The following is a 20,679-nucleotide window of genomic DNA, read 5'->3' on the forward strand; positions in this document are numbered from 1 at the left end:
CTTAATCCTTAATTAAAAATTGAAAATCTTCTAAAGTATATAAAAGCAAATTACGCTCCTTATTTAAAATAAGCTCTTTACTAAAGCCACTCTTTGAAAAAAGCACATATAAATTAGGTTGAATTTGCAACTGTTTTGCTTTACTTTTTAAAATATTTAAAACATTTTTACATATTTTTCTTTCTTTAAATTTAACTTCACCTAAAACACAAAAATTGTTTTCATGATAATACAAGTCTATTTCATGATAATAATTCCAAAAACTATACACTTGATCCACTTTAAGTTTTTTTGCTAAAAATTCTTTACATAAAAGTTCAAAAGTAAAACTTTGGTATTTTTCCAAATTTTCTTGGATAAGTTCCATTAATTCATTATATTTTTTCATCGCGATTAAATTAAGTTTAGGATATATAAAATAAAAGAAAAATCTTAATCCTTGATTTTTAAAAACAACCTTATCTTGTATATTATAAGAGCGTAACTCTTTTTTAACTTTCTGTCTTTTGTTTTTTATGATTGGCTTTTCTTGACTTTTTTCTAAGATCAAAATATTTTTCTCTAAAAGTTTATTAATAAGTCCTAGAGCCTGAAAATGCGGAATAGATTTATTAATAGAATAGCGTTTTCTATCGTTTTTACTTAAAACACTCAAAGCTTTTAAAGCATTCTCATCTAAATTTAAAGAAGCTAAAATATCAAAGGCTTTCAAAATAAAAACATTTAAGATATTTTCATATAAACTTAATTTCAAATCAAATTCAAACTCATCAAAAATACTATAAAAATCAAAAATACTTTCAAGCTCCAAAGTTTCACAGCGTTTTGAAAAATCACCAAATTTTATAATCACATCCTTAAAATAAATATTTTGTATGTTATAATTTTAACAAAAAATTAGAGGATTTTTTTTGGATATTGAAAAACTAAAACAAGATATTATTTTAAAAAAAGGAATATATTATTTTGATTTTACAGCTAGCGCTTTAGCACTAAAAAGCATAGAAAAAGAAATTAAAAAAATTCTTACTACCTATGCAAATACACATTCAGATAGCTCTTTAAATTCTTTTATCACACAACAGCATTATGAAAACGCAAGAATAAATTTAAAAAAATACCTTGAATTAGATGATAGTTTTGCTCTTATAGCTTGTGGGAGTGGATCTTCAGCAGCTATAAAAAAATTTCAAGAACTTTTAGGTCTATATATACCACCACTTATTAAAGAAAAATATTTTAAAAATACAGACAAAAATACCTTACCTTTGGTTATAGTTGGACCCTATGAACACCATTCTAATGAACTTTCATTTAGAGAAGCTTTGTGTGAATGCGTTCGAGTGCCCTTAGATAAAAATGGAGAATTAGATTTTAATTTTTTAGAAAGATTATTACAAAAATCCAAAAACAGACAAATCATAGCAAGCTTTAATGCAGCTTCTAATGTTACAGGAATTTTAAGTGATTATAAAAAAATTTACACTTTAATCAAACAACACAACGGTATAGTTGCTTTTGATATTTCCACTTTAGCTCCTTATGCTAATTTAGATCCTAAATTTTACGATGCAGTGTTTATTAGCTCTCATAAACTACTTGGAGGTGTAGGATCTTGTGGCTTACTTGTTATCAAAAAAAATCTATGTGGCAATACCCCTAGCTTTGCAGCAGGTGGAACCGTGGGCTATGTTTCAAGAACATCTCAACAATATTTATGCGAAGTTGAAAATTTAGAAGAAGGTGGCACACCTGGAATTATTCAGCTTATTAGAGCAAGTTTGGCTTTTAAAATACGCAATGAAATAGGTTTAAAAAATATAGAAAAAAAAGAAAAAGAACTTTGTGAATATTTTTTCAAACAATGTACAAATTTTCCAAAAATGATCTTATATGCAAAAAATATCACTAATAGATTACCTATTTTTGCTTTTAATATAGAAGGAATTTCTCCTTTTGATTTAGCTTATAAACTAAGTAAAACTTATAAGATAGAAACAAGAGCAGGTTGTGCTTGTGCAGGACCTTATGGGCATGATTTACTCAATCTAAAAGACAATCAAGAATTAAAATCTAAACCAGGTTGGCTAAGAGTGGGTTTTCATTATACGCATACAAAAGAAGATATGGAATATTTTTTTAAAGCCTTGAATATAAGTATCAAGGCTTTAAGTTAATTATTGTAAATCGTATTTTTCTACGATTTTTTGGTAAGTACCATCAGCTTTAACTTTTTCTAAACCTGCATTAATTTTTTGAACAAGCTCACTTTGTTTTCCTTTATCAAAAGCTATACAAAACCCTGAACTTCCATCATTTTCTTCTAAAAATGCTTCTAGCTCTTCATTAGTTTTTAAATAACCTTTACCAATATCTTTATCCGTTAAAACTGCATCTACTTTGCCAGCTTTTAAAGCTAAAATTGCTGCTAACATTTCTTCACTTGCAACTACTTGAGCATTTGGAATAGTCTTAGCAGCACTTTCTTGAATAGTTCCAAGTTGAACACCTATTTTTTTACCTTCCAAACTTTGTTTATCGCTAATACTAGAATCTGTTTTTAATTTTAAATATAAATTTTTAGTATTGAAATAAGTATCACTGAAATCCATACTTGCTAATCTTTGAGGAGTTGAACTCATAGCAGAAGCTATCATATCAATCTTTCCAGCTTTTAAGGCAGGAATTAAACCATCAAAACTCATATTTACCCATTCAAGTTTTAAATTTTCTCTTTTAGCAATTTCTTCCAATAAATCAACATCAAAGCCGGTAATTTTTGCATCTTTAATAAAATCAAAAGGAGGATAATTTGCAGCTATACCTACTTTATAAACTTTTTCACCAGAAGCACTAGCTTGATTTTTATCGCTTGAACAAGCACCTAAAGCTAATATACCAAATAACGCTAAAACAACATATAATATTTTTTTCATTTTTTTCCTTTGTTAAAATTAAAATAAAATTGATAAATGATTATAATGTGTTTAAACGCCTGTATTTCTTCATATCCGCCTCCTTTATAATAAATGTGAGCATAATTATAGCAGAAAAAAGTTTTTTGTAAAGAGTTGTTATAGAATATTTTTTATTTAAGTTAATTTTTATATATTTTAATTAATGAGTTTAAATTTTTACCTTCTTGCTAATCATTAAAACATAACCTATTCCAAGACAAATAGACCACATAGAACTGCCACCATAACTTAAAAGCGGCACAGCAACCCCTTTTAATGGAGTTAAAGAAATAATTCCAAAAGCATTCATAAAAAATGAAAACAATAAAAGTAAAGCTACACCTGAACAAAATAAAAAATGGACCTTATTTTCACAACGCCCAGCAATTCTAAAAATTCTAAGTATGACCATCAAATAAATCAAACATATAATGCTCAATCCCAACAATCCTATTTCCTCAGTAATCCCTGATAAAACAAAATCCGTATGCACCTCACTTAAAAATCCCAATTTAAAAGTTCCAAGACCCAACCCTTCTCCAAAAAATCCACCATGAGCTATAGCATTTAAACTATGTGAAATTTGATAAGGTTCTGAGTTATGGCTTACTCTTAAAGCACTTGCTAGCCAATCAGGAAAAAAAGGTAAAAACGCATCTTGGATATTTCCCCACCAAGCAGAAATACGCTGAATTCTTCTTTGATTACTTAAAATCACCAAAACCCCAATCATTCCAACAATAACCACGCCAAAAGCAAAAAGTCTTTTACTAGCTCCTGCAAAAAATGCTAAAGCAAAAACCAAGAAAAAAGAGATAACACTTTGGCCTAAATCATTTTGTGTCATATAAATATAGCCAATAACAAAAGCAGCTAAAATAAAATAAGGAATTAAAATTAAAACTTCGTGTTTGATTGCTTTTTTGCTATCATCAATTCTTCTTGTATAAGACCAAGCAAGGAAATAAATCAAACCTATCTTAAAAAATTCAACAGGAGAAATAGATAAAGGACCAAGCCTGATCCACCTTTTAGCACCACCTGCTGCAGTAGCAAGAAAGGTCGGTAAAAAAGGCAAAATAAGTATAAATAAAAAAGAGATTAACAAAACACTTATCATTAAATAATGTGCCATTTTACTATCAGGATTTAATCTTGAAACAAAATAAATAATAGCTATACCACTAAGTCCAAAAAAAAGCTGTCTGATAAAAAAATGAAATTCATTATATTCTAAATAAAGCACAGTAAAAGCACTTAAAGAATATGAAAAAAGTATCCCTATAGTTATTAGAATGCAACTTAAAAAAAATAATTTTCTATCAGCAACCAAAATTTCTTCCTAGAATTTTATAAAAATTAATTTTAATAAATTGCAACTTAAAATGATGTTATTTGGAGATTATGTATTGTTTTTATATAAAGATTTTAAACTCTCATAAGCAAGCTGAATTTTTTCAAATTCCTCACGACAATAAGCTTGTTCGATTTTGCTTTTACCTTGATGGCGATCAGGATGATAAATTTTAACCAAATTAAGATAATTTTGTCTAATAGTAGCAAAATCATCATTAGAATTACATCCTAAAGTTTGGAAATAATTCTCAAAAAGTTTAGCCAAAGCATTAAATTTCCAATTAGTATTGGCTTTATTTTTCATTTTATTTCTAAATTCTAAAAGTTGAGTTTCATTGATTGTAAAATCCACACAATATTTTAAATGCTCATTTACGCTTGCTAAAATTTCTAAAAGATTTAAAGTATTATCATCTTTGTATTCTACTGAAAAAATACAATTTTTCTCATCATACATGCTTTTATGATCTTTAAAATATTGCTCTAAATATACAGCAAACATTTTTTCATTAGAACTTAAAGTTATTAAGATATTTTTTTGTGCAAAACCTATTTTAGCAAAGATTACAGGCTTTAAAGTATTTGCTTGAGCAAGATTTAATTTAAAGGTCTTATAATGCGCAAAAGCAAGATTATCGATTTGGTTTCCAGTATTTTTTTTATACTTGTGATTAACAAGTTTTAAAAAATATCTTCTTTGAGGAATTTCATTTTCCACAAAAAAAGATAGGGTTTTATTTTTATTACCTATAACTTTAGAAAAATTTTTACGGATAAGATCTTGAAAATATTTAAACATTAAAAAATCATCAGTATTAACACTAACAGATTCTAAAGTTTGCACTACTTGCATAAAATCCTCTCTATAAACCTAACTCCACAAAAATGCCTGTTCATCTAAAGCACTAGTGTGTTTTAAAATTTCATTTGGACTATAATCGGCTTTATACGATAAAGATTGACACCCTTTTACAAAATATCCTAAATAAATATATTTTAATTTTTTTAATTGTGCAAGCTTGATTTCTGTTAAAAGCGAGTATTTTCCAAGACTTAGATGTGAAAAATCAGGATCATAAAAACAATATATACTAGAAATTCCATCTTCTAAAATATCAATCAAATCAACACACACTAACTTATTATCTATATAAAAATCAAGTTCATATCCAAAAGTACCTGCATTATCTACATAAAGATTGTAATATTTTCTAAAATTTAAATCATAAATTTTCCAATTTCTTTTATCTTTTTGATAATGGTGGTATTTTTCATAAAGCAATAAATGCTCATCACTTAAAGAAGGTTTTTGTAAGATTATTTTAGTAGCTATATTTTTTTTTAAAACCCTACGATAGCTTTTGCTAAAATGGAAATTTTCTACCAAAATACGCAAATTTTGACATTCATTACAATCATTACATATTGGTCTTGAAAAATATGATCCAAAGCGACGCCAACCTCTTGAAACTAATTCTTGATTTTGTGCTTTGTTAATAAAAGATATATAATTATACTCATTTCTACAACATCTATTTTCAAGATAAGGACATTCTTCTTCTAAAGTACAAAAACCAATAATATTATTCATTGGATCTTTTTAATATCACTATTTTTTACAAATTCCATAAATTCATTAGCTAAACGCTCTTCTTTTAAAAACATATCTTCAAATTCTTGTTCTTGCTTTTTATCTTCATTTTGCTTAGCTAAGTCTTTTTGTATAGCATCTAAGTCAGCATTTTTCATACTAACTCCGCTTTTACTCGCTTTAACCTTTTCTTTTTTTGTTTGACCTTGTTCTTTTTGGAGTGCTTTTTTTATATCTTTTAATTCATCTAAAAAACTCATGATTGCCTACTTTCTTTTATCTTTTGTAAGGCTGCAGCTATAGCAGCAATTACTTCTTCTTTATTTTCTTGGTGTCTATCTTCTGTCTTTTCCAAAAGCTCTTCCATATGTGTTTCTATGAAAGAAGTATCAAAATACCCTCTTCTAAATTCTCTTATTTTGGTAATTGCAATCAAAAATGGAACAGTTGTTCTAATATCATCAATCACAAATTCTTTCAAAGCTCTCTCAAGTCTATTAACTGCACTATCATAACTTGAGCCCTTAACAATTAATTTTGCAAGTAAAGAATCATAATAAGGTGGTACAGTATAGTCTTTATATAAATGACTATCCACTCTCACAGATGGCCCTAAAGCTGGAAAATACTCTGTAATTTTGCCTGGACTTGGAATGAAATTTTTCCATACATTTTCTGCTGTAATCCTAGCTTCTATCGCAAAACCTCTTGGTTTTATATCGCTTTGCTCAAGATCTAAAATTTCCCCATTTGCTATACGAATTTGTCTTGTGATAAGGTCAATCCCCGTGATTTCTTCAGTAATTGGGTGTTCTACTTGAATTCTTGTATTCATTTCCATAAAATAAAATCTATTATAATCATCAAGTAAAAACTCAACCGTCCCAACATTCGTATAGCCCACAGCTTTTGCAGCAGCTACTGCAGTAACTCCTATGGTTTTTCTTAGTTTTTCTGAAATACTTGGGCAAGGTGCTATTTCAATGATTTTTTGATGTCTTCTTTGTATTGAGCAATCTCTTTCACAAAGATGAATGATATTACCATAATTATCTGCTAAAATTTGAAATTCAATATGCCTTGGATTAATAACATATTTTTCCATAAAAACTTCATCATTTTTAAAAAAACTTAGTGCTTCTCTTTTGCATGCTTCAAAAGATTTTTCCAAATCCTCTTCTTTATGTACTACGCGTATGCCTCTACCGCCGCCACCACCACTAGCTTTTAAAATTACAGGATAGCCTATTTTTAAAGCTTGAAGTTTGATTTCTTCTAATGTGCAATGATTTAATTTTTCAGTACCTGGAACTACAGGGATTCCATTTTTTTTCATTAAATATCTTGCTATGTTTTTATTGCCCATTTTGCGGATAACATCTGATTTTGGACCTATAAAGATAATCCCTGCTTCTTCGCATTCTTTTGCAAATTCATAATTTTCACTTAAAAAACCATATCCAGGATGTATAGCATCAGCTCCACAAGCTTTAGCAATCTCAACTATTCTTTTACCATCTAAATACCCTCTTATGGCATCAGTTCCTATTCTATATGCTTCATCAGCAACTTTTACATGCAAACACTCATAATCAGGTTCAGTATAAACAGCAACACTTTGTATATGCAAATCTCTACAAGCACGGATCACCCTTACTGCAATCTCACCTCTATTGGCTATTAAAATCTTATGTATCATGACTTTGCCTTAAGCTAAAATATTAAAAAGAAGATTAGCATAAAAATATAAAAATTCTATAAAAATATTTATTTTTGCTAATTTTAAGAATTTTTTGATAGAATTACTCTTTGTTTTTGCGCCCATAGCTCAGCTGGATAGAGCATTTGATTGCGGTTCAAAAGGTCAGAGGTTCGAATCCTCTTGGGCGTACCACTTACTTCTTTTTTACAGAAAATTCATCCAAATCTAATTCTTTTTTATCTTTAAATTGATACCATAAAAATAAAATAAAAAATATCGTTAAAATCACAGCCAAAACATAGTAAGTTCCATATTCATTTTCAGATAAAAATAAATTTTTGGTATTCATACCAAAAAATCCAACGATTAAATTTAAAGGTAAAAAAATTGCAGACATAATACTTAAAAAATAAATATTTTTATTTATTTTTTCATTTCTTGCGGTATTAATATAAGTGTAAATCCCTTCTAATCTTGATATATTTTCTTTAATATTTTTTTCCAAAACAGCTAAATTTAAAATAATTGTTTTTAAACTTTTCTTTATAAAATGATGCTTACTATAACAAATTTTACAAGCCTCTAAAACAGAAGAAACCATGTTATAACTTTTACTAAGCTTGACTTTTAATATAAAATATTTTGTCAAGAAATTCTTTACTTTTTTATTTTCTAAAATCAACTCCTCTCTTTTTTCTATAGAAAGGTTAATGGTATTATTTTTTTCTTTTTCATTTTGCAAAATTTCTTTTAATATAGCTATAAATTCCGTATTAGAAAATAAAATCAAATTTTCATCTTTATACTCAAAAATTTGATTTTCTTTAAAAACAAATACACTTTTAGAATTTTTAGTTATATCTAGAGTGAAAATATCAAAATCATCAAATTCATAATAAGCATTTGATATATTAATATTGCTAATAATTTGTTTTAAAGTATCATTTAACACATTCTTTGCCTATAAAATTCTTTTCTAAAATTTTCAAATTCATCTTTAATAATAGCTTCACGCATTTGCTTGACCAAATTTAAATAATAATGTAAATTATGAATACTTGCAAGTCTAAAAAAGGTTAATTCTTTGGCTTTAAATAAATGATTTAAATAGGCCCTTGAAAAATTCTTACATGTATAGCAAGAACATTTGCCGTCTATAGGAGCATGATCAGTGATAAATTCTGCTTTTTTGATATTAAATTTTCCAAAGCTAGTAAATAAAGTACCATTTCTTGCATTTCTTGTTGGCATCACACAATCAAACATATCCACACCTCTTGCTACATTTTCTACTAAATCTTCAGGCGTGCCAACTCCCATTAAATATCTAGGGCGATTGTTATCCACATAAGGCATCATAGCTTCAACCGTATCATACATAGCCTCATTTTCTTCTCCCACGCTTAATCCACCTATAGCAAGTCCATCAAAATCCATCTCGCAAAGTGCTTGAGAGCAAATTTTTCTAGCTTCAAAATCAGTCCCACCTTGGATAATACCAAAGATATTTTGCCCTATTCCCACACCTTGACTTTGTTTTAACTTATGATAATCAATAGCTTCTTTTGCCCATTTTATAGTGCGTTTTAGAGAAAGTTCTATCCTTTCTTTACTTGCAGGTAAGGCCACTAAATCATCTAAAATCATCATAATATCTGAATTAAAATCATATTGTGCATCTAAAACACTTTGCGGGGTAAAATAGTGCAAACTTCCATCGATATGACTTTTAAATTGAATACCTTTTTCATCAGGTTTTGAATTTTTACTTAAAGAAAAAGCTTGAAAACCTCCACTATCTGTTAAAAAAGAGCCTTCAAATTTACTAAAACCGTGCAGGCCACCCATTTGCTTAATCACTTTAGAACCAGGCCTTAAATACAAATGATAAGTATTTGCTAAAATAATTTTTGCATTTAAAATCTCACTCATATCAACAGCATCTAAACTTTTAATCGCAGCCAAAGTTCCAACGGGCATAAAAATAGGAGTTAAAATTTCACTATGTGTAGTTTTTATACGACAAGCTCTAGCATTTGCACTTTTATATTGAACTTCAAATTCCATTATTTTTCCTGTATTTTTTTGTATAATCATACCAAAGACTTGCTTATAAGTTTTTTTGAAAGAAAGCCTGTTTTTAACAGGCTTAAGAAATTAGTAGTTTTTTACAAATTCAACGATTTTTTCACAACCTTCAATAATATCTTTTTCATTAGTTGCATAAGAGAGCCTAAAATACCCTTCCATGCCAAAACCAATACCTGGCACCAAAGCTACTTTTTGCTCTTCTAGCAGTCTTTTACAAAATCTCATAGAATCATTATCAACTTCTTTGCAAGATATAAATAAATAAAAAGCTCCTTGTGGAATTTGTTCTAATTTTAACTTATCGCTTTTGGCTAAAATTTCACAAGCTAATTCTCTACGCTTTAAAAAGGCTTGTCTCATCATTTCAATATCATTATCTGCTTTTCCAAGTAAGGCTGGTAAAGCTGCGTGTTGGATGATTGAACAAATATTTGATGTACTTTGCCCTTGTAGTTTTTTAACAGCATTATTAAACTCGCTCATTTTACTTGCAATGTATCCAAAACGCCACCCTGGCATAGCACCACATTTGCTAAGACCATTAATACTTACAGTTCTATTTAAAGCATCTTCACTAACTTGTGCAAAAGCACAAAATTCTCCATCATAAACTAATTTTTCATAAATTTCATCACTTAAAACTACTATTTTAGTTCCTTCTAAAACCTTAGCTAAAACACTTATTTCTTCTTTAGAATATATAGCTCCTGTAGGATTTGATGGAGAATTAAACATCAAAACCTTAGTTTTTGAAGTAATAGCTTGTTTTAATTGTTCTGGGGTGATTTTAAATCCATTTTTTGCTTCACCTTCTATAAACACAGGAGTTGCGCCTGCAAATTTTACCATTTCAGGATAACTCACCCAATAAGGACTTGGAATGATAACCTCATCACCTTCTTCAACTAAACACTCAATCGCCATAAACAAAGAATGTTTAGCACCAACATTGGTAATGATTTCACTTGTTTTATAATCTAAATTATTATCATTTTTAAATTTATATTGTATAGCCTCTATAACTTCTTTTATACCCACAACTGGCGTATAAGCTCCACAACCTTTTTCAATAGCTTCAATTGCTGCTTTTTTAATGATTTCTGGAGTATCAAAATCAGGCTCACCTGCCGAAAAACTAATAACTTTCTCACCATTTGCTTTTAAAGTTTTGGCTATATCAGTCATTACTAAAGTTAAGGATTCTCCTAAATTTTGAGATCTTTGGCTTAGCATTTTCTATCCTTTTATCTTATACTAATTTTAATTTTTGTAATTGTTACAACTTGGAGCTTAAAAAATTCTACGAGTAAAATCAAGATTGTATATTTTTAAAAAATTTTGTGTAGAAACTATACATTTTCTACACAAACTATTTTTATTTGTTTCTTTGGGTAATTATTCTAAAGCTTCTATGTCGCTTTCATTATGATGAATAAAGCGTTCATCTTTTTCTATAGTTTCAACTAAACGCCCTACTCTTTCCCATCTAACTTTTTTATTTTCATCCCATGAAAAATAAATAAACCAAGGTTGTCCAACTATATATTTATAATCTACACTTCCCCAAAATCGACTATCGCTAGAATGATCACGGTTATCGCCCATCATAAAATATTCATTTTCAGGTACTTTATAATAATAAGCATTAAAACCATAAATATTATTAGCACCTAATTCATCAAAAGAAGCAGGCTTCATAGCAAATTGCCCCAAATTTAAATAGCGAAAAAATACACTGTCTATATCCACTCTAGAATCATAATGTATCCCTTTTTCCACAAAAGGCTCTTTTACAAAAAGTCTTCCACCTATGATTTTTGTTTTATTAGGATAATAATCTTTCATATATTCATCACCCTCAACCATACGCACATATAAGGTTTTATTTGCAAAAACTACTTCATCTCCACCTTTGGCCACACATCTTTTTACATAGTGAATTTTTGGCTCATGCGGATATCTAAATACCACAATATCCCCTCTTTTAGGACCTTCACCACTTACTAAATGTCCATTTTTATTAAAATCAGGTAAAACAGGAATTTCCACCCAAGGAATATGCGGGGTTGGAATACCATAAGAAAATTTTTTTACAAATAAAAAATCCCCTACTAATAAAGTATTTTTCATAGAACCGCTTGGTATAGTAAAAGCTTGTATAAAGAAAAATATAATCAATAAAACAACTACTAAAGTTCCCGTCCAAGATTGTGTAAATTTATAAATTTTCTTCAAAAATTTCATTTTTTTATCCTATTTTTAGCTGATTTTATAGTATTTTCTAAAAGCATAGCAATAGTCATAGGCCCTACTCCACCTGGTACAGGAGTGATATAACTAGCTTTTCTACTAACATTTTCAAAATCGACATCGCCTACTATTTTTCCATCAACTCTATTAATCCCAACATCAATTACCACCACACCTTCTTTAACCATATCTTCTTTTAAAAGATTTGGACAACCTGCTGCTACGATAACAATATCAGCATTTTTTGTATAAGCTTTTAAATCTTTTGTATAAATGTGACAAATACTCACACTAGCATTAGCATTTAACAAAAGAGTAGCCATAGGACGGCCTACTATATTTGAAGCTCCTATTACAACTACACTAGCTCCTTGTAATTTTATATCATAATGTTCTAAAATTTTCATAACGCCTAAAGGTGTACATGGTAAAAAACCACCTTTTAAATTAAGATTTAAATTTCCGACATTAAAGGGGTGAAAGCCGTCTACATCTTTATTAAAGTTAATACTTTCTAAGATTATATCTTTATTAATATGCGATGGCAATGGAAGTTGAACTAAAATTCCATCTATACTATCATCATGATTTAAAGTATTAATCAAAGCCAAAAGCTCATTTTGGGTTGTATTTACATCAAGTTTATAAACTAAAGACTTAATTTCACATTGCTCGCAAGCTTTTGCTTTAGAACCCACATAAGTAGCACTAGCAGGATCCTCGCCTACTAAAATTACAGCCAAACAAGGCTCTATACTTTGAGCTTTAAGTTCTAATACTTCTTGTTTTAAATTTTCTTTTAACTTATCACTTAGCTTTTTACCATCTAAAAGTGTCATTTCTTTCCTTAAATTTTATAGCTTTCTTTAACTTAAAAAATTGTATCATAACAAAACTTCTTTTTTTGTTAAAGGCAATGAATGAAAATTGTATTATTTTTATTTTTTATAATTTATGGTGCTTGGGCTGAAGATTTTATCTCTCCTAAAGAATACCAAGAGTCCCTTTACAAAAATCCAAGAGGCATAAGTTGTGCTAAATGTCATGGCAATGGAGGTCAACAAATACTAGGTTATTACACTAAAAATGGAGAAAAAATTCCTTTTATTGTGCCAAGTATTAAAAACATTCCTTATACGCGTTTTAGAAAAATTCTAAATCAACCTCAAGAGGCAAAAAGCATTATGCCAACTTACTCGCTAACAGAAGATGAAATAAAATCACTTTATGATTATATTACTAGCAATAAAAGGAGTAAAAAATGAAAAACAATAAAAAAGCCTTTGAGGAAGCTTGTGAGCATATAGCAGGTGGGGTAGATTCCCCAGTGCGTGCTTTTGCAAGTGTAGGTAGCAATCCTTTATTTATCAAACAAGGCAAAGGTGCTTATATTAGCGATATAGAAGAAAATACTTATATAGATTATGTGCAAAGTTGGGGACCTTTACTTTTTGGACATTGTGATGAGGATATTGAAAAAGCTTGTAAAAAAGCATTAGAGCATGGCTCAAGCTTTGGTGCGCCAACTTTAGCTGAAACTAAATTGGCCAAATTTATCTTAAAAGATTGGCCACATTTGGATAAAATCCGTTTTGTAAGTAGTGGCACTGAAGCTACTATGAGTGCTATTCGTCTTGCAAGAGGATTTAGTAAAAAAGATAAAATCATCAAATTTGAAGGATGTTATCATGGGCATTCTGATTCTTTATTAGTAAGTGCTGGAAGCGGTGCAGCTACTTTTAATACCCCAAGCTCACTAGGAGTTTTAGCCGATGTAGCTAAAAATACTCTAGTAGCTGTTTATAATGATATTGATAGTGTTAAAAACTTAATCAATAATGATGATAATATAGCTTGTATCATCATAGAGCCAATTGCAGGAAATATGGGTTTAGTACCTGCTAAAATAGAATTTTTACAAGAGCTAAGAAAACTATGTGATGAGTATCAAATTCTTTTAATTTTTGATGAAGTTATGAGTGGCTTTAGAGCTTCATATCTTGGCTCTTTTGGGATTAATAATATAAAAGCTGATATAGTAACTTTTGGTAAGGTTATAGGCGGAGGTATTCCTGCAGCTGCTTTTGCTGCAAGAGCTGAAATCATGGATTTATTAAGTCCTTTGGGCGGGGTATATCAAGCAGGAACACTAAGTGGCAATCCTCTTGCTATGGCTGCAGGTTATGCGAGCTTAAAAAAAGCAAGAAATTATGAAGGCTTATATGAAAAATTAGAAAAACTAGGCAAAAGACTTACTCAAGGCTTTAAAGAAGCTGCAAATGATTGCAAAATTCCTTTGCAAGTTAATTGCGTTGGTTCTATGTTTGGATTTTTCTTTTGTGAAAACCCTGTTAATAATTATCAAGACGCTTTAAAATCAGATACTAAATTATTTGCCAAATTTCATGCACAGATGCTAAGCAAAGGTGTATATTTAGCACCATCTCAATTTGAAACAGGTTTTATATGTGAATGTATGGATAAAAAAATCATTGATAAAACTATACAAGCAGCACAAGAAAGTTTTAAAGCATTATGAATAAAAGACAAAAAATCATTCGCAAAGGTATAGAAGCTGCAGATGGATTAAGCCTTGGTATATCCATGGTTGTGGCTGTTTTAATCGGAGTTGGTATAGGCTATTTTTTAAAAAACTTAACCGGTATTGTTTGGCTTTTTTGGGTAGGAGTGTTTATAGGGGTAGCTGCGGCGATTTTAAATGTTTACAAAGCCTATAAAGCACAAGTAAAAAGTTACGAAGAATTTAAAGAAGAAAATCGCTATAAAGATTTAAAAAATGATCCTAAAGCCTAAAATTTTATTAAAACTCTTGCTAGGATTAAATTTACTTTTCTTAGCAGGAGTTTTTTTTTACAAAGAATTAAGCTTTAAAACCTTTATAAGCTTTGAATTTGGCTTTTTAGCTCAAAATTTAATCATTCTAATATCTTTTTTAAATTATAAAAATTCTATTTTTAAAGCAGCTAAAAATTATGATTTTACGCAAAGACCTTTACAAATTTTTGCTAAAAAACAATATTCTTTGCCAAAAATTATAAAATTTATCTATATAGATGACGATTTAAAACCAAAATTTAAAAGTATTTTTAAAAACGCGTTAGCTTTTTTTTCTTTATTTAAAATTTTTGCTTATGTGTTTTTAATAGCAGGATTTTTATTTTTAGAGTTTCAAGGTTTAATGAGTATTTTTGCCTTGTTTTGTGCAATGTTTGTCACACCCATAGCGGTATTAATATATAATTTTTTAATAAGAAAATGTTAAGCTCAAAAAGAACGATTAGATCACTAACAGCATTATTTCTTGGTATGATTTTTGTTTTCATAGGAAGTGCTTTAACAGTAAATTCCATAGCTATTATTTTAAAACATAATAATGTTAGTAATTTTTATATAGGCGTAATAGGAAGTTGTTATTTTCTTGGTGCTATGGTAAGTACAATTAGTGCCCATAGAATAGTTTCTAAAGTAGGACATATAAGATCATTTGGAATTTTTGCTATTATTTTTGGTATAGCCACCATGCTTCATAGCTTAAATTCTAATCTTTATTTTTGGATGTTTTTAAGATTTTTGCTAGGTTTTTGCTATTATGCACTTTTAATGGTAATAGAATCATGGCTTAATGAAAAAGCAAAAAACACTATTCGCTCAAGAGTGATAGCCTTTTATGAGGTTGTATTTTACTCATCATCAGGTTTTGGAATTTTACTTATGTCTTTTGACTTTCCAAGTAATACAGTATTTATTTTAAGCGCTAGTTTTATTATGTTTGCTTCCATTCCTTTATTTTTAATCCGCATTAAAGAGCCTATTTTGCCACAAAAAACAAAAATTTCCATTCCTAAGGTTTTTGATATAGTGCCTTTAGCCTTAGTAACAAGTTTTATAGCGGGCATGCTTTTAAATGGCTTTTTTTCCATGGCTTCTTTATTTGTGCTTATACAAGGATTTGGTGCAAAAGAAGCTTCTATTTTTATTTTCTCTACTATGGTAGGTGGCTTTATTTCGCAACTTTATATCGGAACTCTTTCTGATAAAATTAGCAGAAAATTTGCCATTATATTGTGTGCTTTTATTGCTTTAAGCGCTATGCTTTGCATACTACTTTTAGAATATAATATTTATCTAAAATACTTTTTTGGATTTTTGCTAGGCATGGGTATGTGTTGTTTATACGCTCTTTCTTTAGCAAGAGCAAATGATATGCTTGATAATCCTAGCAAAAGAGTTGAACTTGGCAGAGCAGTTCTTTTTACCTATTCTTTTGGTGCTTTATTCGCGCCTGCAGTTTTGGGAACTTTGATGTATTATTTTCAAGCTTATGGCTTTATGTATTTTTATATAGTTTTATTAAGTATTTTGATACTATTTGCCATCGATAAACCAAAATTTAAAAAACTTACCAAATTTAAAAGAAAACCTGGTAATATGGTAATGCTAGATGATAACTAATATCTCTAATAATCAAAATCAGTTTGCAAAAAATGAAACAAATAAAGAAAATAAAAGTGAAAAATCAGACAAAAAAACCTCGCTCAATGAAGCGTTAAAAAATCCTTTATTTTCCAAAAGCGATTCTGAAGTTAAATTACCCAAAGATTATATTAGCAAAATTGATCAAAAACTACAAGAATTACTTAATAAACTTTTAGATCAAATCAAAACCAATAAAGATCCTGATTTGGCAGTATTAAAAAATCATAAAGATTTAAATTTTGCACCTAATTTTGCCAATGAAGTAAAAAAACTCCAAGTAGAGCTTTCAAAAAATCCTGAATTTGAAAAACTGCTTAAAATTTTAGAAGATTTAGTCAAGCCTGCTAAAGATATTAATAATAAAAATCTTTCATCTTTAGTGAAAAATTCAGGCATATTTTTAGAAGCAAAGCTCAATCATTCTTTAAAAGAACAAAATTTACCACAGAGTTTTTTTAATCTTTTAAGTACTATAAAAGGCGCTACAAGTGAAAATTTAAAACACGATATAAGTAATTTAGATCTTAAAAATCTTGATACTACAAGCACCTTAAAAGAGCTTATTCACATCTTACAAAATCACAAAAAAGATAATAAAATTTCTTTGGAAAATACAAACTACAAAACACTTTTTAAGCTATTTGATAAAATAGAAAATTTTAAAAATTATATCAATAAAAACCCAAGTTCTATTAGTCAAGAAAAACTCCAAAATATTGCGGATAATTTTATCAAAAATCTTAATAAAAATTTAACACTTATCAACAAAGAACTAGCTAAACCCGAAAACATAAAAATTCAAAACACTCATATACTAAAAGAGCTTAGCCAAAATATAAAAGATTTTATAATACTTTTAAAAGATATAAAAAATCACAAAAACAAAACCGAAACAACACAAGAAAATTTAAATAAAACTCCACACACTAAAGACATCAAAGAAGAGTTAAAAGAAGAAATAAAAACTCCACAAAAAAGCACAGAGGATAAAAAAGAAACTCAACAAAAACAAGAAAGCATAGCAAAAGATAAAGAAATTCAAAACACAAAAGAAGAAAAAATACCACAAAGTAAAGATATCAAAGAAAACCCCAAAGAAGAGCCAAAAACACCACAAAAAAATACTGAAGATTTAAGTAAAAATGATAATAAAAGTCAAAATTTACAAACAAATAATACTAAGTTAGAGGATATATTTAAAAGCACTTCAGGCAAAATTTTACTAGAAGATATTTTCAAACAAAATGTAAGCAAAAATCTTAATTTTAGCCAAAATTTACAAGAAGAGCTTTTAAACAATCTAAACAAAGAACTAGGCTTAATAGGAAGAAAACTCAATGAAGTTTTAAAAGCTTTAGATCCTAAAAATTATGAGGCAAAAAATTCTTTAGATGATATAAAAAATATAGAAAAAAAATTAGAACTTTCTATAAAAGATCTTGGAAAAATCACCCAAAAAGATAGCACAGAAATTTCTTCAGAATTACAAAAAGATATTAAATCCACTCTTTTGCAAGTTTCTAATCTAGCCAAAAATTTAGACAATGAAAGCATACTAAATCAAGCAAATCGTCTTATAGCTCAGCTTGAATTTAACCAACTTTTATCTTTAGCCAATAATAGCATTCATACTTTTTTACCTTTTTTTTGGGATGATTTAGAAAAATCTAATGTAGTTTTTAAACGCGGTAAAAAAGATAAATTTTATGCACAAATTAATCTTGAATTTGAAAAATTAGGAAAAATCAATGTATTTTTATCTCTAAGTAATGATAAATACATCGATATAAATATGATGATAGAAAATGCTAATTTTAGAAAAAAACTTTATGAAAGAGCACATGAACTAAAAAAAGCCTTAGTTAAAGTAGGACTTCTAAGCTCTAATTTTTTCATCAGCGATATAATTAAAAGTAAATTTCACAATCAAGAAGAATATAATGACTTTAATATGGGTTTTGACACAAGGGCTTAAAAATGGCTAAAAAAACAAAAAAAGCCGTTGCGCTAGGCTATAACAAAGAAGAACAAAATGCACCAAAAATCCTAGCTAATACCAAAGGTGAAAACGCTGCTAAAATCATCTCTTTAGCCAAAGAAAATGGCATACCCATAAAAGAAGACAAAGACTTAGTAGAAGTGCTTAGCAAACTTGATCTAGGCGATGAAATCCCACCTAATATGTATAAAGCAGTGGCTGAAATTTTTGCCTTTTTATATAAAGTTGCTAATGAAGATGAGACTAAGCAAAGTCCGCAATCTTCTTAGAAAATTCAACTTGCTCATAAGCATTTTTACTAAATTTTAAAAACCCTTTTTGAGCGATTAAAACTATAGTTGAACCTAGCTCAAAATTTCCAAGTCTTTGGCCTTTTTTTACAAAAAGATCTTCATAGGTATGAGTAAAATCAAAATTTGCTGCATTAGTTTGTATGCTAGTATCAAAGCTAAAGTGCATTTTACCGACATTTAGCGCACCCACAAATACCATCCAAAGTATAAATTTTCCTTCCACTAAGCACTTTAAAACTACTCTTTCATTTTTAGTATAAAGGTTTATAATTTTAGCTAACTTTGCCTCACTCACACTAAATAAGGCCCCGCTCATATAAGTAGCACTTAAAATTTGCATATTACAAGGTGCATGATAATGATGATAATCTTTTGGAGACAAATAAATATTTGCATAATCTATGCCATTTTCCAATTCTTCTTTACTAGCTGAGTTTTTTAAAAGCTCTTCTATACTATAACTTGAACCTTTAATGCTAAAGGCTAAATTTTCTTTTAAATCATTTTGAAAGCTACTTCCAAGTTCTAAAATTTTACCATCACTTGGACTTATAAAGCCATCTTCCAATTCTCGCTCATTTAATAAAGTTCTTGTAAATAAAGCATTTAAACTCTCATATTCTTCTAAAGGTTTAAATTCACTCATATTGATATTAAAAGCATTTACATAAGCTTTATTAATATTTTTTTGTATGATTTTTGGAAATTTATATTTTGCTATGATTCCAAACATTTTTGAAGCACTATTGCTAAATCCCACTCATTCTCCTTTTAATCTAATCAAAGCTATCTCACTAGGGGCTAAAAATCTCACAGCAGGCCCCCAAAATCCAGCTCCACTACTTACATAAAGCAAACTATCTTTGCTTAATTTATAAAGCCCATACACAAAACCTTGTTCTAAATATACTAGCAAAGAAAAAGGGAAAATTTGTCCTGCATGAGTATGTCCTGATAAAATCAAATCAAACCCACTTATATCATAAGTTTTTACATACTTTGGTTGATGAGTGATTAAAATATTAACCTTTTCTTGATTGATTTGAGTTTTGATTTTTTCTATATTGCTTTCTTTAAAACCCAAACGCTTGGCAGCCAAATCCAAAGTCCCACTTAAAGTAAAATCCCCAAAATCAATACTTTCATCTTCCAAAACTTTGAAATTTTTAAGAGTTTTAAGCTTTTTGCTTATTGCATTTATATCATTATAATACTCATGATTTCCATAAACAAAATAAGTACCATATTTTGATTTAAAATTTTCTAATAAATTAATATAAGGCATACTAGCAATATCTGCATCGATTAAATCCCCAGCTATAATGACCATATCAGCATTTAAAATATTAACTTCATCGATTAAAGTTTTTAAAAAATCTTCTCCTAAATTTTTTCCCAAATGCACATCAGAAAGTAAAACTATATTTAAATCTTCTTTTAAATTTTTAACTTTAATATCTACCTCATTAACCTTAGGTGTGCTAATAGCATTTACAAAACCTTTAAATACCATACTAACGCTAAGTATAATAAGCCAAGAATCAAAAATTAATTTTAAAAACTTTCTTCTTTGGACACTGAAAATTTGCTCTTTTTTATTTTCATTAAAAAAAATCCAAGAGCCAAATTCAAAAATCACTCCAAAAAGCAAGAAAAAGCAAGTAACAGTAGGAAAAATAGCTAAAATATAATAAAACTTTTCATGTAAAAAGTCCCCGCGCATATTTATAAAAAAGATTAATTCACATGCAAAAACTATTAAAACAAAAGCTAATACAAACTTTTTATAAGGTTTTAAAAAATCAACCCTACTTAAAAATCTTTTATAAATATACCAATTTGCCAAAGCAAAAAATAAAACTAATAAAGTAAAAAAAACAAATGCTCTCATGGCGTAATTTTATTTAAGCAAAATTAATACTTTTTAAAGTAAAATCGTAAAA

General features: G+C 28.5%; 22 protein-coding genes and 1 tRNA gene. 9 read left to right on the forward strand and 14 right to left on the reverse strand.

Going from position 1 to position 20,679, the window contains the following annotated elements:
• Position 1: 1 nt before the first annotated feature.
• Positions 2-853, reverse strand: coding sequence for a DUF234 domain-containing protein (locus L8X27_RS05275; protein WP_263660601.1), 852 nt, complete (start codon positions 851-853; stop codon positions 2-4).
• 58 nt (positions 854-911) lie between these two features.
• On the opposite strand from L8X27_RS05275, the gene L8X27_RS05280 reads away from it, so the two are divergent.
• Positions 912-2,177, forward strand: a complete 1,266-nt coding sequence (locus L8X27_RS05280; protein WP_263681118.1) for an aminotransferase class V-fold PLP-dependent enzyme — start codon at positions 912-914, stop codon at positions 2,175-2,177.
• On the opposite strand, the gene L8X27_RS05285 is transcribed toward L8X27_RS05280, so the two are convergent.
• The 6 genes from L8X27_RS05285 to L8X27_RS05310 all read right to left on the reverse strand — a co-directional run bounded on the left by L8X27_RS05285 (position 2,178) and on the right by L8X27_RS05310 (position 7,603).
• Positions 2,178-2,936 (reverse strand): basic amino acid ABC transporter substrate-binding protein, encoded by a 759-nt coding sequence (locus L8X27_RS05285; protein WP_133319276.1) that lies wholly within the window; start codon positions 2,934-2,936, stop codon positions 2,178-2,180.
• Positions 2,937-3,126: 190 nt separating this feature from the next.
• Entirely contained in the window at positions 3,127-4,290 is a 1,164-nt protein-coding gene (gene ftsW, locus L8X27_RS05290) for a putative lipid II flippase FtsW (protein ID WP_220566762.1), read from the reverse strand.
• A gap of 69 nt (positions 4,291-4,359) precedes the next feature.
• On the reverse strand, positions 4,360-5,166 hold the full coding sequence (locus L8X27_RS05295; RefSeq protein ID WP_263664728.1) for an adenylosuccinate lyase: 807 nt from the start codon (positions 5,164-5,166) through the stop codon (positions 4,360-4,362).
• Between the two features lie 18 nt (positions 5,167-5,184).
• Complete coding sequence (locus tag L8X27_RS05300) at positions 5,185-5,904, reverse strand: arginyltransferase (RefSeq protein WP_263671482.1); 720 nt, start codon at positions 5,902-5,904, stop codon at positions 5,185-5,187.
• The gene (locus L8X27_RS05305) at positions 5,901-6,164 is read right to left on the reverse strand and encodes a hypothetical protein (RefSeq protein ID WP_263671481.1); all 264 of its coding nucleotides are present in this window, start codon (positions 6,162-6,164) and stop codon (positions 5,901-5,903) included. The genes L8X27_RS05300 and L8X27_RS05305 overlap by 4 nt, the downstream gene beginning before the upstream one ends.
• Entirely contained in the window at positions 6,161-7,603 is a 1,443-nt protein-coding gene (locus L8X27_RS05310) for an acetyl-CoA carboxylase subunit A (protein WP_220566761.1), read from the reverse strand. Before L8X27_RS05310 ends, L8X27_RS05305 begins: the two co-directional genes overlap by 4 nt.
• Positions 7,604-7,721: 118 nt before the next feature.
• Between L8X27_RS05310 and L8X27_RS05315 the strand changes: the two genes are divergently transcribed.
• Positions 7,722-7,798: transfer RNA gene (locus tag L8X27_RS05315), tRNA-Arg, on the forward strand.
• 1 nt (position 7,799) lies between these two features.
• Here the strand turns inward: L8X27_RS05315 and L8X27_RS05320 are convergent.
• The 5 genes from L8X27_RS05320 to folD all read right to left on the reverse strand — a co-directional run bounded on the left by L8X27_RS05320 (position 7,800) and on the right by folD (position 12,786).
• Positions 7,800-8,558: a CorA family divalent cation transporter gene (locus L8X27_RS05320; protein ID WP_263671480.1), complete on the reverse strand. Its 759-nt coding sequence runs from the start codon at positions 8,556-8,558 to the stop codon at positions 7,800-7,802.
• Positions 8,552-9,673 carry a tRNA guanosine(34) transglycosylase Tgt gene (gene tgt, locus L8X27_RS05325; RefSeq protein ID WP_220566759.1) on the reverse strand — a complete coding sequence of 374 codons (1,122 nt, stop codon included), beginning with the start codon at positions 9,671-9,673 and terminating at the stop codon, positions 8,552-8,554. The genes L8X27_RS05320 and tgt overlap by 7 nt, the downstream gene beginning before the upstream one ends.
• Positions 9,674-9,763: 90 nt before the next feature.
• Positions 9,764-10,930 (reverse strand): pyridoxal phosphate-dependent aminotransferase, encoded by a 1,167-nt coding sequence (locus tag L8X27_RS05330; RefSeq protein WP_263671479.1) that lies wholly within the window; start codon positions 10,928-10,930, stop codon positions 9,764-9,766.
• Positions 10,931-11,092: 162 nt separating this feature from the next.
• Entirely contained in the window at positions 11,093-11,941 is an 849-nt protein-coding gene (lepB, locus tag L8X27_RS05335) for a signal peptidase I (RefSeq protein ID WP_220566758.1), read from the reverse strand.
• Entirely contained in the window at positions 11,938-12,786 is an 849-nt protein-coding gene (gene folD, locus L8X27_RS05340; protein ID WP_263671478.1) for a bifunctional methylenetetrahydrofolate dehydrogenase/methenyltetrahydrofolate cyclohydrolase FolD, read from the reverse strand. Before folD ends, lepB begins: the two co-directional genes overlap by 4 nt.
• An 81-nt stretch (positions 12,787-12,867) precedes the next feature.
• Here folD and L8X27_RS05345 point away from each other — a divergent pair, with 81 nt between their 5' ends.
• The 7 genes from L8X27_RS05345 to L8X27_RS05375 are packed head-to-tail and all read left to right on the forward strand — an operon-like array spanning position 12,868 to position 18,712.
• Positions 12,868-13,212, forward strand: coding sequence for a c-type cytochrome (locus L8X27_RS05345; protein WP_263665624.1), 345 nt, complete (start codon positions 12,868-12,870; stop codon positions 13,210-13,212).
• Positions 13,209-14,486, forward strand: a complete 1,278-nt coding sequence (gene hemL, locus L8X27_RS05350; RefSeq protein WP_263671477.1) for a glutamate-1-semialdehyde 2,1-aminomutase — start codon at positions 13,209-13,211, stop codon at positions 14,484-14,486. The genes L8X27_RS05345 and hemL overlap by 4 nt, the downstream gene beginning before the upstream one ends.
• The gene (locus tag L8X27_RS05355; protein ID WP_039641170.1) at positions 14,483-14,761 is read left to right on the forward strand and encodes an AtpZ/AtpI family protein; all 279 of its coding nucleotides are present in this window, start codon (positions 14,483-14,485) and stop codon (positions 14,759-14,761) included. Before hemL ends, L8X27_RS05355 begins: the two co-directional genes overlap by 4 nt.
• Positions 14,745-15,230, forward strand: coding sequence for a hypothetical protein (locus L8X27_RS05360; protein WP_263671476.1), 486 nt, complete (start codon positions 14,745-14,747; stop codon positions 15,228-15,230). The genes L8X27_RS05355 and L8X27_RS05360 overlap by 17 nt, the downstream gene beginning before the upstream one ends.
• Positions 15,224-16,420: an MFS transporter gene (locus L8X27_RS05365; RefSeq protein WP_133319290.1), complete on the forward strand. Its 1,197-nt coding sequence runs from the start codon at positions 15,224-15,226 to the stop codon at positions 16,418-16,420. The genes L8X27_RS05360 and L8X27_RS05365 overlap by 7 nt, the downstream gene beginning before the upstream one ends.
• Positions 16,410-18,419 (forward strand): flagellar hook-length control protein FliK, encoded by a 2,010-nt coding sequence (locus L8X27_RS05370; RefSeq protein WP_263671475.1) that lies wholly within the window; start codon positions 16,410-16,412, stop codon positions 18,417-18,419. Before L8X27_RS05365 ends, L8X27_RS05370 begins: the two co-directional genes overlap by 11 nt.
• A 2-nt stretch (positions 18,420-18,421) precedes the next feature.
• Positions 18,422-18,712 carry a FlhB-like flagellar biosynthesis protein gene (locus tag L8X27_RS05375; RefSeq protein WP_263681120.1) on the forward strand — a complete coding sequence of 97 codons (291 nt, stop codon included), beginning with the start codon at positions 18,422-18,424 and terminating at the stop codon, positions 18,710-18,712.
• Here the strand turns inward: L8X27_RS05375 and L8X27_RS05380 are convergent.
• Positions 18,687-19,496: a phosphatidylserine decarboxylase gene (locus tag L8X27_RS05380; RefSeq protein WP_263660591.1), complete on the reverse strand. Its 810-nt coding sequence runs from the start codon at positions 19,494-19,496 to the stop codon at positions 18,687-18,689. The genes L8X27_RS05375 and L8X27_RS05380 overlap by 26 nt on opposite strands.
• Positions 19,497-20,627, reverse strand: coding sequence for a metallophosphoesterase (locus L8X27_RS05385; protein WP_263681123.1), 1,131 nt, complete (start codon positions 20,625-20,627; stop codon positions 19,497-19,499).
• Between the last annotated feature and the right edge of the window lie 52 nt (positions 20,628-20,679).

The sequence above is a fragment of the Campylobacter sp. CNRCH_2015_1657 genome (assembly GCF_025772685.1).
GTDB classification, from domain to species: Bacteria; Campylobacterota; Campylobacteria; order Campylobacterales; family Campylobacteraceae; genus Campylobacter_D; species Campylobacter_D lari_D.

Bases quoted from the DNA above. Each gene is read 5' to 3' on its own strand.
- L8X27_RS05355 (WP_039641170.1), top strand. From the start codon at position 14,483: ATGAATAAAAGACAAAAAATCATTCGCAAAGGTATAGAAGCTGCAGAT.
- L8X27_RS05285 (WP_133319276.1), bottom strand. From the start codon at position 2,936: ATGAAAAAAATATTATATGTTGTTTTAGCGTTATTTGGTATATTAGCT.
- L8X27_RS05305 (WP_263671481.1), bottom strand. From the start codon at position 6,164: ATGAGTTTTTTAGATGAATTAAAAGATATAAAAAAAGCACTCCAAAAA.
- L8X27_RS05295 (WP_263664728.1), bottom strand. From the start codon at position 5,166: ATGCAAGTAGTGCAAACTTTAGAATCTGTTAGTGTTAATACTGATGAT.
- folD (WP_263671478.1), bottom strand. From the start codon at position 12,786: ATGACACTTTTAGATGGTAAAAAGCTAAGTGATAAGTTAAAAGAAAAT.
- L8X27_RS05385 (WP_263681123.1), bottom strand. From the start codon at position 20,627: ATGAGAGCATTTGTTTTTTTTACTTTATTAGTTTTATTTTTTGCTTTG.
- L8X27_RS05310 (WP_220566761.1), bottom strand. From the start codon at position 7,603: ATGATACATAAGATTTTAATAGCCAATAGAGGTGAGATTGCAGTAAGG.
- hemL (WP_263671477.1), top strand. From the start codon at position 13,209: ATGAAAAACAATAAAAAAGCCTTTGAGGAAGCTTGTGAGCATATAGCA.
- L8X27_RS05300 (WP_263671482.1), bottom strand. From the start codon at position 5,904: ATGAATAATATTATTGGTTTTTGTACTTTAGAAGAAGAATGTCCTTAT.
- L8X27_RS05330 (WP_263671479.1), bottom strand. From the start codon at position 10,930: ATGCTAAGCCAAAGATCTCAAAATTTAGGAGAATCCTTAACTTTAGTA.
- L8X27_RS05370 (WP_263671475.1), top strand. From the start codon at position 16,410: ATGATAACTAATATCTCTAATAATCAAAATCAGTTTGCAAAAAATGAA.
- tgt (WP_220566759.1), bottom strand. From the start codon at position 9,673: ATGGAATTTGAAGTTCAATATAAAAGTGCAAATGCTAGAGCTTGTCGT.
- L8X27_RS05345 (WP_263665624.1), top strand. From the start codon at position 12,868: ATGAAAATTGTATTATTTTTATTTTTTATAATTTATGGTGCTTGGGCT.
- L8X27_RS05375 (WP_263681120.1), top strand. From the start codon at position 18,422: ATGGCTAAAAAAACAAAAAAAGCCGTTGCGCTAGGCTATAACAAAGAA.
- L8X27_RS05360 (WP_263671476.1), top strand. From the start codon at position 14,745: ATGATCCTAAAGCCTAAAATTTTATTAAAACTCTTGCTAGGATTAAAT.
- L8X27_RS05365 (WP_133319290.1), top strand. From the start codon at position 15,224: ATGTTAAGCTCAAAAAGAACGATTAGATCACTAACAGCATTATTTCTT.
- lepB (WP_220566758.1), bottom strand. From the start codon at position 11,941: ATGAAATTTTTGAAGAAAATTTATAAATTTACACAATCTTGGACGGGA.